This window comes from Pelolinea submarina, assembly GCF_003966975.1.
GTDB classification, from domain to species: Bacteria; Chloroflexota; Anaerolineae; order Anaerolineales; family Anaerolineaceae; genus Pelolinea; species Pelolinea submarina.
This window is the reverse complement of the sequence record NZ_AP018437.1, coordinates 418,074-432,941: the sequence shown is the minus strand read 5'-3', so window position 1 is coordinate 432,941 and position 14,868 is coordinate 418,074. Positions and strand designations below refer to the sequence as shown.

15 protein-coding genes are annotated in these 14,868 nt (G+C 47.8%); 5 read left to right on the top strand and 10 right to left on the bottom strand.

Going from position 1 to position 14,868, the window contains the following annotated elements; translation table 11 throughout:
- Positions 1-118: 118 nt before the first annotated feature.
- Positions 119-2,704: a histidine kinase N-terminal 7TM domain-containing protein gene (locus tag Pelsub_RS02075; protein WP_116225421.1), complete on the bottom strand. Its 2,586-nt coding sequence runs from the start codon at positions 2,702-2,704 to the stop codon at positions 119-121.
- A 136-nt stretch (positions 2,705-2,840) separates the two neighbouring features.
- Entirely contained in the window at positions 2,841-4,457 is a 1,617-nt protein-coding gene (locus tag Pelsub_RS02070) for a histidine kinase N-terminal 7TM domain-containing diguanylate cyclase (RefSeq protein WP_116225420.1), read from the bottom strand.
- 195 nt (positions 4,458-4,652) lie between these two features.
- Between Pelsub_RS02070 and Pelsub_RS02065 the strand changes: the two genes are divergently transcribed.
- Complete coding sequence (locus Pelsub_RS02065; RefSeq protein ID WP_116225419.1) at positions 4,653-5,168, top strand: DUF2812 domain-containing protein; 516 nt, start codon at positions 4,653-4,655, stop codon at positions 5,166-5,168.
- A 58-nt stretch (positions 5,169-5,226) separates the two neighbouring features.
- On the opposite strand, the gene Pelsub_RS02060 is transcribed toward Pelsub_RS02065, so the two are convergent.
- The 5 genes from Pelsub_RS02060 to Pelsub_RS02040 all read right to left on the bottom strand — a co-directional run bounded on the left by Pelsub_RS02060 (position 5,227) and on the right by Pelsub_RS02040 (position 8,925).
- Positions 5,227-5,838, bottom strand: a complete 612-nt coding sequence (locus Pelsub_RS02060; RefSeq protein ID WP_116225418.1) for an LOG family protein — start codon at positions 5,836-5,838, stop codon at positions 5,227-5,229.
- Between the two features lie 29 nt (positions 5,839-5,867).
- Positions 5,868-6,527: a hypothetical protein gene (locus Pelsub_RS02055; protein WP_116225417.1), complete on the bottom strand. Its 660-nt coding sequence runs from the start codon at positions 6,525-6,527 to the stop codon at positions 5,868-5,870.
- Between the two features lie 81 nt (positions 6,528-6,608).
- Positions 6,609-6,863 carry a DUF4342 domain-containing protein gene (locus tag Pelsub_RS02050; protein WP_116225416.1) on the bottom strand — a complete coding sequence of 85 codons (255 nt, stop codon included), beginning with the start codon at positions 6,861-6,863 and terminating at the stop codon, positions 6,609-6,611.
- 72 nt (positions 6,864-6,935) lie between these two features.
- Positions 6,936-8,249, bottom strand: a complete 1,314-nt coding sequence (locus tag Pelsub_RS02045) for a sensor histidine kinase (RefSeq protein ID WP_158674931.1) — start codon at positions 8,247-8,249, stop codon at positions 6,936-6,938.
- A complete protein-coding gene (locus Pelsub_RS02040; protein WP_116225414.1) occupies positions 8,242-8,925 on the bottom strand; it encodes a response regulator transcription factor in 684 nt (227 codons plus the stop codon). The genes Pelsub_RS02045 and Pelsub_RS02040 overlap by 8 nt, the downstream gene beginning before the upstream one ends.
- 154 nt (positions 8,926-9,079) lie before the next feature.
- Here Pelsub_RS02040 and Pelsub_RS02035 point away from each other — a divergent pair, with 154 nt between their 5' ends.
- From Pelsub_RS02035 to Pelsub_RS02020, 4 genes are read left to right on the top strand one after another with little or no spacing between them, the layout of a single operon-like run.
- The gene (locus Pelsub_RS02035; protein ID WP_116225413.1) at positions 9,080-9,793 is read left to right on the top strand and encodes a PepSY domain-containing protein; all 714 of its coding nucleotides are present in this window, start codon (positions 9,080-9,082) and stop codon (positions 9,791-9,793) included.
- 27 nt (positions 9,794-9,820) lie between these two features.
- Complete coding sequence (locus tag Pelsub_RS02030) at positions 9,821-10,198, top strand: hypothetical protein (protein ID WP_126440371.1); 378 nt, start codon at positions 9,821-9,823, stop codon at positions 10,196-10,198.
- Complete coding sequence (locus tag Pelsub_RS02025) at positions 10,198-11,157, top strand: FAD:protein FMN transferase (RefSeq protein WP_116225411.1); 960 nt, start codon at positions 10,198-10,200, stop codon at positions 11,155-11,157. Before Pelsub_RS02030 ends, Pelsub_RS02025 begins: the two co-directional genes overlap by 1 nt.
- The gene (locus Pelsub_RS02020; protein ID WP_116225410.1) at positions 11,126-11,848 is read left to right on the top strand and encodes a ferric reductase-like transmembrane domain-containing protein; all 723 of its coding nucleotides are present in this window, start codon (positions 11,126-11,128) and stop codon (positions 11,846-11,848) included. The genes Pelsub_RS02025 and Pelsub_RS02020 overlap by 32 nt, the downstream gene beginning before the upstream one ends.
- A gap of 86 nt (positions 11,849-11,934) precedes the next feature.
- Here the strand turns inward: Pelsub_RS02020 and Pelsub_RS02015 are convergent, their stop codons facing one another.
- From Pelsub_RS02015 to Pelsub_RS02005, 3 genes are all read right to left on the bottom strand, one after another.
- Positions 11,935-12,651, bottom strand: a complete 717-nt coding sequence (locus tag Pelsub_RS02015; RefSeq protein WP_116225409.1) for a B3/B4 domain-containing protein — start codon at positions 12,649-12,651, stop codon at positions 11,935-11,937.
- Positions 12,652-12,668: 17 nt separating this feature from the next.
- Positions 12,669-14,225, bottom strand: a complete 1,557-nt coding sequence (locus Pelsub_RS02010) for a GGDEF domain-containing protein (RefSeq protein WP_126440370.1) — start codon at positions 14,223-14,225, stop codon at positions 12,669-12,671.
- Between the two features lie 134 nt (positions 14,226-14,359).
- The gene (locus Pelsub_RS02005) at positions 14,360-14,857 is read right to left on the bottom strand and encodes a cysteine hydrolase family protein (protein WP_116225407.1); all 498 of its coding nucleotides are present in this window, start codon (positions 14,855-14,857) and stop codon (positions 14,360-14,362) included.
- Between the last annotated feature and the right edge of the window lie 11 nt (positions 14,858-14,868).

Here is a 14,868-nt window from a genome sequence, read left to right as displayed (position 1 = left end):
ACCATCAACTTCCTAACTTCGATCAGAATAAACTGTTAGTAAGCATGCTCTACGCTATCCGGCCTTCCCAGTTTTTATAGGCAGAAGTAGTTTTTTAGAAATCAGATCGATGGATAGATTATTTACGCTGAAAGACACACACGCGGTTGCGGCCGGATTGCTTGGCTTCATACAATGCATGGTCCGCCTCGTCGATCAGATCTTGCAGAGAATCTTCCTTACTTTTAAGCTGGGTCACCCCAATGCTGACGGTCACTGTTACGGGGCCCAGGTCGCTGTTTGTCGGGAGGCTTTGCTGAGCAATCGTCTGGCAAATACGCTGGGCTGCGATAACAGCATCCTGCTGGCTCGTTTCGGGCAGCAGCACAAGGAATTCCTCACCGCCAAAGCGGCACAAAACATCTGATTTGCGCAGAACACTCAAACAGGTATTTACGATCATCTTCAAGGTTTCATCGCCAATGAGATGGCCAAAGCGGTCGTTGACCAACTTAAAGTGGTCGATATCCAGCATAATCAGCGACATTTCATTGTTATACCGTTGTGAACGGATAATTTCATTTTCCGCATACTCGTAGAAGTAGCGGCGGTTATAAACGCCGGTAAGAGTATCCAAAATTGCCATGCTTTGGATCTTCTCAAACATTTGAGCGTTGCTAATGGAAATGCTGGCCTGGTGCGCAATGGTTTCAACCAGGCGAATTTGATCGTCGCTATAAGCATTCGGCCTTCCCGCCCACAAGGACAACACACCAATCTTTTCTTTCCCCAACATCAACGGGATACCCAGGATGCTGCGCTCGTTATGACCAGGGGCTTTCACAATATTCATTTGAGGAAATTCGCTGTTGTCGTCAAAGGAGTCGGGTATATATACAAGCTTGCCCTTCTCCAGAACATAACGGGTAAATGAAGGTTGATCAACTACGGAAATCGGTCCTAATGCAATCTGTTCCTCATTCTCCTGATACATATGGAAGGTGGCTATACCTTCGGTTTCATTTAAAATCGCCACATTGAACAAATCGATTGGCGTGACAATTTTCAATTTATCAAATAAGGTCTTGATAACACCTTCCAAGTTCAGCCTTTCAGTAATTTCCGAACTCACCTCATATAGGATCTTCATTTCTTCGGCACTCTTGGCAACTTCGCTGAAGAGCTGTGCATTTTGGATAGCAACGGCTGCCTGGTTTGCGAAAACCTGCAGGCGCGGGATGTATTCCTCTTTAAAGAAATTGGGAGTACCTGCATCGAGGTTAATAAAGCCATGCACCCGGCCTTTCCCAATAATTGGCGCACCCATGTAGGATTTTATCCAACTCGAACCTGGAATATCTCGGCTCCATTCCGGATCATTGTCGGTATCCGGATTAAAACAAGGTTGGCCTGTTTCAGCCATTTTTTTCAGGTTAGGAATATCACTCAGTTTGCATTTTATTTGGGGAACAATGTCCTGTGTTCCATATTTTTCATACCCTCTGGTACGTACAAAACGGACCATATCATTTATTTCGATTAGAGCAATATTGGCAGTATCATGTGGGACAACTCTGCCGACATTGGTTAATATATTTTCCAAGACCTCATCCAGGTTCAAGGTGCTGTTAATCACAGCTGCGGTATCTGCCAATGCCTCAGCTAATTCACGCTGCTCTTGTTCTTTAATCTCAATTAATTTTCGCTTGGTAATGTCATGAAATATCAGCACTTTACCAATGAAATTATGGCTTTGATCGTAAATCGATGACACACTAAAATTCACATATTGAAGCGGCTTTTCTGAAAGGCATAATTCAGATTGAAAGTCATTCTTATTATCCAACTCATGGAGTATGGGTGATTCATGATCAAAAACGTTCCGTATGGAATGTCCCATCGGAGAATGAATTTTTTTGTGTTTTAGAATAGCTAAAGCTGCCGGATTAATGTCGATTATTGTATCCTGCGGATCGAGTACCAAAACACCGTCAACCATATTTTCCAAAAGCAAATCCCGCGCGATAGGCAAAATATCAAATAAACGAAATTGGAATGTATTCCAGGAAAGTACAATGGCAATGAAGGTAAATGAAAGCGGGGTTATATCCAAACCCGTGACAGGAAATAGACCTAAAACATATAAGATATTGGAGGTCCAGCCGATAATTACGCCAGAAACGATAATAACAATTTGTTTTCGTTTCTGTCGAGAAAAAACCAGCAGTCCTTTTAACAGCCAAAAAGTTCCAATGAACAATAATAAATAGCTATAAATAATATGAACATAAAACCAGGGGCCGTGTATGTAGAGCGCGATATTAAACAGGTTTGGTTGTAAGATAATATCCAACCATAACAGATGATGGTGCTCGTTGGTGAAAGCCATAAGTAGCGTAATAATGGGAATGATTAGGATGAGCCAACGCGTCTTTTCTTTAAATAATTTATGGCCGGTAAATTCCGCAGCAAAAAGCAGCCAAAGAGGCGGAAGGGAGGCAATACCGATATACTGCCATTTGGACCAGAATAATTTTCCCTCCAGAGATAAAGCCCCTGCCTCAAAAATAGAAGCGAAACTCCATGTACAAAGAGAAAGCATCAGAATGGAAAATGGGACATTGCCAGGATTCGAGCGACGCCGCCACGTCATTGCAGCGGTAATTAATGAAAACAAAGAGGCTATGACGTACACCAAAGCAAAATCGGGGAAGTCATACCTCATAGGGAGCTACCCTCCTGTCTTTTTTATACGAGATCACATCACACCTATAATATATTTTACTAATAAATCAAGGGTTTTTTATTAACTTAATAAATTGGGGATGCTTTTTTAATAATGGAAAAAGAGTAAGCAATGATTAACAAGCAAATTCAGATACTTTAGTACAATCCCGGCCAGACTGTTTAGCCTGGTAGAGTGCGCGATCCGCTTCCGATAACAAAGCATCCATCGTACGGGCATTATCGGGGTAAACAGCAATGCCAATTGAGATATTCACGTTAATACTCTCCGAGAGATCCGGAATTTTTAATTTTTTGCAGGTTTTTCGCCATGATTCTGCCCGTTGGAAAGCCGCATCGCAATTCATGCCTGGAAGAAATAAGACAAATTCATCCCCACCAAAACGGCTGACAAAATCACTATCCCGTGTTTGAGACAATAATAGTTTCCCAAGAGCAATGAGGACATCATCCCCAGCTTTATGGCCGTAGGTATCGTTGATATTTTTAAAATGATCAACATCAATCATCACGATACTTAAAGGTTGATTTTGTTGTTCGGCATATAAAATTTCACTTGCCAGGGATTCTTTTAGACAGGCTCGATTATACACTCCCGTCATCGCATCCCGATTGGCTTGTTCACGCAGCTGTTTTTCCAACTGACGGTTCTCATCCAACTGACTTGCCAGGCGTTGATTAATCCGTTGCAGTTCTTTTTCCGTTTCCTTCCGGAGGGTAATATCTTCCATAATAGCCACCCATCCCAGGAAAATGCCTTTTTTATTCTTAAGGGGAGAAATACTAATATTCAACCAAGTGCGGTTATTAAATGGAGAGACAATCTCAAAGCGGCTGTTTTCTGTCCTGGAAAAGTGATCATCATATAAATTCCAACACTTTATTAGAGTAGTACTCTCTTGCGCAATTACTTGAGCGAAATTCATACCTATCAATCGCTCAGCTCCCGGATTCATATCAATCACTTTTTTGTTTTCGTTAAAAACAAGGACGCCATCATTAATATTTTCAAAAAGCAACTCGTGCGCGATAGGAGAATAGTCTAATAGATTGGCCTGCCGAATTCCGATCAAAATCAGAACACCGGTGAAAAAGAAACCGAGTGAAGAAATATCCAATCCCGGAAAGGGGTTTAGTCTGGTTATATAAAGAACCGAAATTAACCAGGGTGTTATAGAAGCTAGAATTAAAATCACGTTTTGAATACGATAAACCTTTTGGGATTTTACGGAGGAAAGAAATAATAAAGTAGTAGAAATTGCCACTAGTGTAAATATATATACAATTCCCACCCAAAAAGCCGGACCATGGTTGTAAATAATGCTGTTGGTTCCAATTTGGCCAAGAGAGTACGAGGACCAAACTAAATGGTGTTGATTATTTGTGGCTGCCAGAAGAAAAATAATCATCGGAACGATAAAAAGCAGGGCAGCTTTACCAATCGAAATATCCTTGGTTTTTCTACTATATTTGAGGGCAAAAAGAAATATAAACACCGGTGCTGTCTGGGTACCAATATATGCCCACTGAGACCAGATAATTTTTAATCGAAGTGTGACTGCTGCCGCTTCCATTCCATTACAGAATGTCCATTCAGTTAACGCAACAAATAGAAAAAAGAGCTCAAAACCACCACGGTCAAAGCGCCTTTTCCATAAGGTAATCACAACCATTAAGGACACAATTGCCGATGTGAATTGGGCAATTGCATAAGGGGTAAGAATATATTTCATTTGTGTTTTTAAAAATGGTTAGTTAATTTTATCCAATGCACCCATATGTGAATTATATATTCAAACCGGGGAATTTACGATGTGCCGCGAGCGAATTTTCCTTTTAAAAGCGATGCTTTATAATCTGTATCTGATTAATTTTAAGATAGCAGAAATTTTATCGAAATAGATTCACAAACGCAGGGAGAATGCCTTTTGAAGAAATTTAAATGGTTCTGGAGCTGGCAGGACGAAAAAATCGAGAACTGGTTGCAAGAGATGGCACTGTCCGGATGGAAATTGAGCACAATCCCCCTGCCGGGCTTGTTCTCCTTTGAAAGCATCCCCCCGGCAGCCATCACCTATCGGCTGGATTATCACAACCGGCAAAAGATCGGCATGAACGCTTATCTGGATACTTTTCTTGATGACGGCTGGGAATTCATCACCAAGTTAAATGGATGGCTGTATTTCAGCAAACCACTGCCTGCTTCCGGCAACCAATTGCCAGAATTGAGTGTTCAACCCAAGATCGACAAACTTACCCACCAGCTATCCATTATGGGCAGTTTTGTCCCGCTGATGACCCTGTGGTTTCCCTTGTTCGGCAATCACGCCAGCCCCCCTTTCCGCGAACTTTTATTGGTCGTTTATGTGCTTTCGCTGGTTATTTTTCTGATGACCATCATCAAAGGCTACCAACGGGTTAGGGAATTGAAAAAGCAATCCTGAAACAGATACCTTATAGAATTAATAGAAGAACGCTCGGGCTTCAGCCCGAGCGTTTGTTTTACAATTTTTTTCCGGCGGATTGTTCCAGATTGTGTACCCATTCAGCCTTGTTCATTTTAACCGGTTGATAGGCTAGAAATCGATCAATCAAGTCGGCAGGTTCCAAAGCCTGTAGAATCAAATCCCGATGCGGCTGGTAAATGAACTGCTCCGCAACGGAATAATCCAGGAACTCCAACAAATGGTCGTAGTAATGATCGATATTGAGCACACCGCAGGGTTTGGTATGGAAACCCAACTGCTCCCAGGTAAGCACCTCAAAGATCTCTTCCAGAGTACCGTACCCGCCCGGGAGGGCAACAAAACCATCAGACAATTCCGCCATAAGCGCTTTACGCTCATGCATGGAATCCACCACGTGTAATTCCGCCAACTCATCAAAAGCCAATTCCTGATCGCTCAACGCTTTAGGAATCACACCAATCACCTGGCCGCCATTCGCCAAAGTCGCGCGGGCCACTTCCCCCATCAGTCCAACCCGGCCGCCGCCATAAACAAGGGTAATATTGCGGTTTGCCAGCTCAGTTCCCATTGCACGTGCAGCCGATAAATATTCCGGTCTTTTTCCCGGACTGGAGCCACAATAAACACACACTTTTTTCAGTTCCATTTAATTCGCCTTTCAGTTTCTTGTTTTTCCTATGATTTCGGATGAAAAGTCCCTTCGGGATTAATGCCCAGCGTACCGGCCGCAATGGAACGTTGATCCATAGGGCTGAGTAATGCTGTCTGAGCCGCTGGGATCAAAGGGACTAACTTGACTGATTTTAAATATACCTCGATCCAATCCACTCCCGCGGAAGTGTTCATCCAATCTGCCCGATCAAACCTTTTCAGGTTAATAGGACGGGTATAGTAACGCAAGGTTTTAACTCCATTCACATTGAAAAAGTCCTCGAAATAGGACATGACCAGTTCCCGCAGATTTCGATAAACCGGCTCACGGAAACGCAAACCGCTGTAATTCGACTTGGCCACCGCACCCCAAAAATTATTGATTTTATACACCGCCAGCACGTGGTCGTCATCCATGCCGGGATCGGGTTGCAAATCCACGATCAGCGGTGGAAAGCCGATACGACGCAACGCAGCCGCGGCGAACAAGCCGCCATCCAGGCAGTGGGCCTGGCGCTGGCGCAACACTTCCTGCGGCGAGCGGTTTTCTTCTCCGCCGGGGTAACGGGTTTCGTCCAAAAAAGCCTGTACCTGTGCGGGTGTGCGCAGGCTGTCCATCAGGTTTAATTCTTGCGGAGTCAGGCCTTGATTGAATCGCCGGACGGCTGCATCCATAGTATCCATCGATAATATTCCTCATGAAGTTCTCAAATATTATCACCGGATATTGGTTTTAATTAGCGCAATCCGGAAAATTTAGAGGATTTATTCTTCGACTTTTTCAACCAGGATGCTACCGCTGCCCAACAGGGCTGCAATGGCGCCAATGGCAGCCAGTTGAGGAGCCAGCCACACGCCCACCACACCAATGGTGAGGGGAATGTCGATCAGCGTGCGGCCTTCCGCGTTGCGAATGACCACACGGCGGATATTGCCTTCGTGAACCAATTCCTTGACCTTACCTAGCAATTCTTCCCCGGTAACAGGTATTTCTTCGGTATGAACTTTTTCAGTGCTCATGATAACTTTCCTTTTTGAATGACCTGCTTTATATACGAATTTGCTCCGCGCAGGTCGCGCGGTTCCATGTATTCAGCGCTTTTTAGGTTTCAACGGCAAACTGACCAATACCTGTGTTCCACGGCCCGGGTCACTGGTGATGGCAATGCGGCCGCCCAAGGCTTCCGTGATGGATTTGGCGATGGAAAGCCCCAGACCGCTGCCGTGGTTCTCACCGCTGCGAGCGCTGTCGACCTGATAGAAGCGGTCGAATACCAGCGACAGGCTTTCCGGCGGAATACCCTCTCCGGTATCCTCAACCTTGAAATATGCTTGGTGCGCGTCCGCTTCCACGGACAGGGTTACCGCACCACCGGCAGGCGTGTGCTGGAAAGCATTATCCAGCATGATCAACAGCACCTGGCGCAGGCGGGTCTTATCGCTGACTAGTTCCAATGCGGGTGCCTGCGCTTCAAATTGAATGGACCTGACCACCGCCAGCCGGCCAAACTCGCGCTCAATATTCCCAATCAGGTCAGCCAGATCAATCGCAGCAAAGTCCAATTTCAACTGGCCGGCGTCCAAGCGGGAAAGCAGCAGCAGGTCTTCCACCAGGTTGCACATGTGATCCGTCTCGGTAATGACATCCCCCAGGTAACTGTTCAGCTTCTTATCCGTCTTGACCCGGCGCTGGCCTGCTTCCGCACTGGCCCGGATCAGCGTGAGGGGGGTGCGCAATTCGTGACTGGCATTGGCGATGAAAGCTTGTTGGTTATCCCAAGCCTGCTGGTGCGCCGACAAAGAGCGCCCTGCGATCCACCAGCTGCCCAAACCTAAAATCACGATAGAAAGGGCACCGATAATCAACAAACTGGTCAGGAATTGGTTCAGGATGTTCATTTGGCCGCTGATGGATTTTCCCAATTGGACGACATCGATACCCGCCTGATCCGGGAGGGCATAGGTCAACAGACGCGCGGAGGTGCCGTCAGTCAGGGTAACATTCCGATAATCCAGGCTGCCGCTCTGCTGTGCGGCTGCCACTGCGGCCATGTCCGGCTGCATGGGCAATTCGTACGGGTTGGGATTAAAAAGCAGCTCCCCGGAAGAATCCAACGGGAGGATAAAAACAGTGGATTGCTCACCTTCATAGATCTCGTTGGCACGCAGCTCGTGATCATCGTCCTTTTCCTCTTTGTCTGACTCCTCTTCGCTATTCAGACTCCTCGGCAGGGGAACATCAATGCCATCCAGGACAGTGACCAATTTAGCCTGCAATGCCTGGTCATTGGCATTTTGGAAATAATAATACAGGACCGAATAGGTGCTGCCGCCCAGAATCGCTACCAAGAGCATACCCACCAACAGGTAGATCAGCGTCAGGCGCAGACGCAGACGGCTAAGCATTTTCGCCATCCAAACGGTAACCCACTCCGCGTACAGTTTGCAGCGGATCGGGCAAACCGGGAACGTTCAATTTCTTACGCAGGTAGGAGATGTACACGTCCACCAGCTCCGGTTTGACAGCCGAATCATTGGACCAGATGTATTCCAGAATATTCTGGCGGGGCAGGGTTTGTCCGCTGTTGCGCAGCAGATATTCCAGCAAATCCCATTCCGTTCTGGATAAATCGATAGCTTTTTCTCCGCGGCGCATGGTGTGGGCTTTTAAATCCATGACAATATGCCCAATGCGGAGCTCCCAGTTGTCGCTGCCCGCGGGCAGGTTGCGGCGCGACAGGGCACGCAAACGGGCCAGAAGTTCGTCAAATGAAAAAGGCTTGACCAAATAATCATCCGCGCCGCTATCCAAACCCGCCACACGGTCCTCCACCTGGCCGCGGGCGGTCAGGATCAGCAAGGCGGTGGCGATATGCGCGGAACGCAGTTTGCGGCAGATCGAAGGCCCATCGCGGCCGGGCAGCATCCAATCGATGACCGCCACATCGTATTTTCCACTCATGGCCATTTCCAGCCCTTCATTGCCATCATGGCTAACTTCCACGCGAATATGCTCTTCCTCAAGCACGTCCGCGATCAGCCTGGCCAGGCGCTTATCGTCTTCTATGATCAGTACCAACATTCCTCAACCTTTTTAATCCTTATCACCTTCATTGTAGGTCAATTTTATTTTACAAAGATTGGAATTTCATTGGAAAAATAGCCCTGTTTTTTCAGAAAACCACAAGGTTAATAGGATATATTTGGTCTTATTAGTATATTACACAGGAGTAAACATGAGACAAAAAACCATTCTGATCGCATCCACTCTGATCTCCCTGTTCGTCATCGGCGGGGTAATCGGATTCATCCGGGCAGCCAACAACACCAATGCCAATGAGCTCAGCCCCGAAGTGCAGGCGCAAATCGCCACGCGCGAAGCGGCCTACAACGACCTGATCGCGCAGGCCAACAACCAGATCCAGACCTTGAATGAGCAAGTCAACGCGCTGCAGGACGGAAAAGAAATCGTCAATGGGCAGCAAACCATCAGCGTGGATGAAGCCGTGGCGGCCGCCCAGCAAAGCGCGGACAGCGAGGATTACCTGAAAGGCGTTCCCGAATTGGCCAGTTTTGAGGGCCAGACGGTTTACAGCGTCAATTTCACCAGCGGGACCGTATATGTGGACGCGTTCAACGGCGAGGTATTGTACAGCAGCATTCCGATAAAAATCGACAACCAGCAAGCGGTGCAAATCGCCGCGGACTATTTGCAGGTCAGTGATACATCCAAAGCGAACGTACAAACGGTGGTGGTGGATGGCGCTGAATTCTATAAAGTCACTTTGAGCAACTATGTGTTTTACATCGATGCGTATGGAAATATTACAAAGGTACAGGTAATCCAATATACCTCGACCAGTTCCAGCTCCTCCGGCTCATCTTCTTCGCGTGAAAGCGGTGAGCGCGAGCATGAGGACGAGCGCGAGGACGAGCATGACGACGATTAGTTCGCTTGGACAATACGGAATTGAGAAATGAGAATGAATACCCCGAATAACAAACAAGGTAAAAACTGGGCAACCGCGATAAAAGTCTTTCTGGCTTCGCTTTCCGTTACATCGCTGTTCGGATTGTGGAATCTGTTCAGCAAAAGCACCCAGGAAGCCAGCGCGGAGGCGGATAACACCACAGTCGACAATACGAACGCTTTGAACACCGCGCTGCCCACACTGGTGCCCTCTGCATTGGACAATACAAGTACCAGTCAAAGCAGCCAGGAGCTGGCGCAGGTCACCGTACAGCAAGCCGAACCCACCGCCGCGCCGGTGATCGAGCGGGTAGTGATCGGTTCTTCCGGCGGCTCTGGCGGCTCCGGCGGCGGCGCCCCGGCAGCCAAAACATCGTCAAGCTAATGTATAAGATCCGTTTTCACGCAATGGGCAGCGAGGTCGAAGCGCTGATCGATTCGGAATCCGAACAGGCACGCTCGCTGCTGGAGCAGGTGCCGGCCTGGTTCGAAGAATGGGAACAGCACCTGAGCCGTTTCCGCTGGGACAGTGAACTGAGCCAACTCAACCGCAGCCAGGGAGAGGCTGTGTCGGTCAGCCCGGTGTTGTGGGATGTGCTGCAGGTCGCCCTGGAAGCAGCCGAGGACAGCCGCGGGTTGGTCACACCGGCTGTGCTGGACGCGCTGGAAGCGGCCGGATACGACCGCAGCTTCGAGCTGCTGGAAAACAGCGCCGGCATGTTGGGTGCTCATTTCTCCTTTATAAACTCAGCCGCAAGCCTGGACGACATTGCCGTGGACACGGATAAACACAAGGTGCTGCTGCCGGAAGGGTTGCGGTTGGATTTCGGCGGCAGCGCCAAAGGCTGGGCCGCGCATCAAGCCGCGCAGCGCCTGGCGGAATACGCCCCGGCTTTGGTCAGCGCAGGCGGCGACATCGCCCTGACCCCGCGCAGCGGGCCAGCCCAAAGCTGGCAAATCGGCATAAAGGATCCCTTCAACCTGGAAGCGGAGATCGCGCGCATCAGCCTGCGCGAAGGCGGCGTAGCCACCTCCGGCACGGATCACCGGCACTGGGAGCAGGACGGCGAATGGCGCACGCACATCATTGACCCGCGCAGCAACGCGCCGGTGGAAAGCGACGTGTTGAGCGCGACCGTGATCGCGCCCAACCTGATGGAAGCCGAAATGGCGGCCAAGACCTGCCTGATTTTGGGGTCTGAGCAAGGCATGCAGTGGCTCAGGCAGCGCAGCGGAAACGCGGGCCTGTTTGTGCTGCAAAATGGAATTATCGCATTATCAAATAATATGGAATCTTATCTGGTGAAAGAATATGAAAGAAATATCCTGGTCGAACCAATTTGAGGAAAGACTCTTCAAGAGAATCTTACGGACGGGCCTAATCCTGGCCGGCGGGATGCTGGCCTTTTTCCTGGGCGCTCTGATGCTGCCTGCCCTGGCACAGTCCGGCGCCGCAGCGGACACGCATACATTCTGGTACCTGTCGCGGGCCAGCGGCATCATTGCCTTTGTCTTCTTATGGGTATCCATGGTGCTGGGCCTGCTGATGAGCACCCGCAGCCTGCCGAAAGGCCGGGGGTTCGCCATTGGCAACGACCTGCATCAATTTGTCAGCCTTTACGGATTATTCTTCACGCTTTTCCACGGAGTGATCCTGCTTTGGGATCCGTACATCAACATGACGCCTTTGCAACTGGTGGTACCTTTTACGGTGTTCAACTATCAACCTTTGAGTGTCGGTGCCGGGCAGATCAGTCTCTATTTATGGATTGCGTTGGTGTTCAGTTCCTATGTGCGCAAATCCATTGGACGAGCCACCTGGCGCGTACTGCACTATCTGAGTTTCGGGGTCTTTTGGATGGTGCTGTTGCACGGCATCAGCGCGGGCAGCGATACCGGAACTGCCGGCATGCAAATTCTGTATTGGAGCAGCGCGGCCAGCATAGTCTTTTTGACCACTTACCGCATCCTGTCTGCCATCTTCTTAAGAAACGGGAATGAGAAGGCAGCCTTGCCCGGACAAGATATCGAATAAAATTTTGTCAGGTCAGTTAGTTAAATAATAACAATCTCCCGAAATTCGGGAGATTGTTTTATGTGTGTGGTAAGTGAAAACGGACCTTAGAATGTCAATGAGATGGAAGGATTATCGCGTGTGATGTATTGAACAGAAAGTTCACCGCCGCAGAAACGACTCACCAATTCGAACATATCCTTGGCCACCAGTTCTACTTCCTCCATCGATACCGGAGGAAGGCCGTCGATATTGAACTCAATGATCTTGGTGGAAGGCAGCGTAAGCGAATGGTTCGCCTGGCGCCAGCTCCAACGGCGGGTGAGCACCGTATTTCCTTCCACAAAAACGAATTCATCCGGGTCGGGATGTTCCATCTCTTCCGATCCGAAGGGAACAAACTCCTCCGAACCGTCGGCCGGACGCAGAGAGATATCTGCCTGGATTGCATCCAGCGCATGCCCGCCGGTGGGAACCAGATGACGCAGTGAAAGGATGTTTCCAATATCCACCAAAGCATTGATGGAAGGCAGTTCATTACCGCGCAGGACACGCCGCGACATGGCTTCGATGGAAGAGCGGTATTCGCTGGGTTTGATGCCAAGCGAACGGAAAGCCTCACGCCAGGAATTCACCTTGGGATAGTCAGTAATCTCTTCCACATTCAAGCGCTGCTGTAGCGATTTTTCTTCATCACGCAATAGTTGAACCAGTTCAGGCGAGGACTTGCCATTGGACACACCCACAGCCAGCACAACCCCGCGAATATAATCGGGAAATTTTTCGAAAACCTGGGGAGCTATCGAGTACTGTATTGTTTTCATATTGATCCTATCGGTAATTATATTTTTCGCTCTCGCTTGGCCTGTTTCATGGCATACATCAAGCGATCTGCTTTTGTCAGATCAGAGTTAATAGATTGAACGATCTTTTCGATGCCGTAGGACACACTTAAATGATCTTCAATTGTTAATTCCTCAAATTCTTTACGTATCCGGTCCGCAACCCGTTCAGCATCTATTATACCGATATCACTCAACAACACTAAAAATTCATCACCGCCGTAGCGCACAACCAGGTCATTCTGGCGAAGATTATTTTTTACAATTTCAGCAAACTGAACCAGGATGCGATCCCCTTTTTGGTGTCCGTGGCGATCATTATAGGATTTGAAATTATCCAGATCCATAAGAATAAGAACATTGTATTGATTTTTGGAAGCTTTCCCCAGCACATTGCGATTATAGGCAGTTGTGAGCGTATCAATATCAATTCTCTTCTCTAAATCCTCTTTTTCCAAAAACACCTGATTAAATTCAATCAACAGATTAACGCCAAAGAGAATAGTGCTCAGAAGGATAATATAGGCCATGACATACGGCCAGGAAAAATGGAAGATTTGAACAGCGAGAATTTCCAAAAGGCCCAAGATCAACCAGATTGCCGGAAGAACCAGCCAGTTTTTCTTCCCGGCATCTTTGAAAATAAAGTAGACTGCACCCACCAGGTCAATCAGCGTGACCATGTTTAAATACGTCAGTGTTTGAGATAATCTGATCAGATCCGGCTGGATGAGGACAATGAATACGGAAACGATAGAAGGTGCTGCCAGGTATTTGCTGACGCGCAGCCGATCCTGGAAATATTTTTCCATACCAACCATAAACAGAAAGGCAGCCAGGTAACCCGCGATCATCAAAATTTTCTTTATAACTAGAAAGTCACCCAGCGTTCCAGTCGAAACCCGAAATTGGAAGTCGAAAGTTTCAATCGCCCCCATAACGGACGCCAAGCCAAAATATATTTCGGCGCTGAATGTTCGACGGCGTATCAACGAAAGAACAATCAGAAGTAAACCAATTAACAGGGCGGCGCCAACAGAGGTGAGCAGGATATCGTTATAAATAAAATCAATCCACATGACCCGTAAAGCCGCCGATTTTTTATCTATCGTGTAGGGAGGTATGGATATACTGATGGGAAATGATGCGCTGCTCAGTTGAATTTCCATTTCCGAAGATGGAGATCCTTCTTCCGGTAAAGGTACTATGAAAGTCTTATTCCAAATATTTGCCGTAGGAGCTTCCAGATCGCCCAAAGCGATAACAGAATTACCATCTAAATCGATGCGAACGGCCTGACCTTTCAACCCGGTCAGGATCATTGCATCCCCGGCCGGATAAGATATTTCAGTTCTAAAGACCAGCGTGGTCATTTCTGTGATTGAGTATTGAAAAGGGAAGGTAACCGGACGCCATTCATCCCCCACTTTCATTTCCCAACCTTCCGAAAAGATATTCCCTTTCGGCTGAACCGGAAGATAGAGGAGAAGGAACAGCACCCCGAATGAAACAACGGAGCAAAATGCCCAAAGTAATTTACGGTGGAAAGATTTCAAGGTTATTCACTTGGCTAACAAATAAGAGAGTCATATCAATTATATATAACAACTAACGCCGTGTAAAATATTTCACCCTCTTTTTCAAATTCGGCAGAAATCATCTGCCTATTGCGTATCATTATAACCTTCGGTTATCGCAATAAGTTTTTCAAAGCCCCGTAGGTGACTCCATCGCTGATTTGTTCAACAAAACGGATATGTTCCGGCGTCTCGCTGGCTAATCCACCCTGTAGCATAATCGGTTTAAAGTCCTGATCCAAAGCGCCCCGATAGGTGGATAACACGCAAAACTCGGCGCAGAACCCCGCCAGGATAAGCGGATCGGCTTGCAATGTATGCAGGTGTTCAGCCAAACAGGTCTTGTTGAAGGCATTGCCGTAATATTTATGAATGTGGAGATCGTCCGCAGCAATTTCCAATTCATCGGGAAGGTCGAACCCGGGGCTGCCCGGTTTTAACCCATCCGCTTCTTCAATATGCTGGACACTGATTACCGGAAATCCCTTTTCGCGGAAAAGCGCAATAGCAGCATTGATAACCTCGATAGCCGCATGAAGACTCTGCGTGGTTATGTCGCTGATATGAAAGAAATCCTTCTGAACATCGATAACAATCAGTGCCGGTTTCATTAAACTTGCCC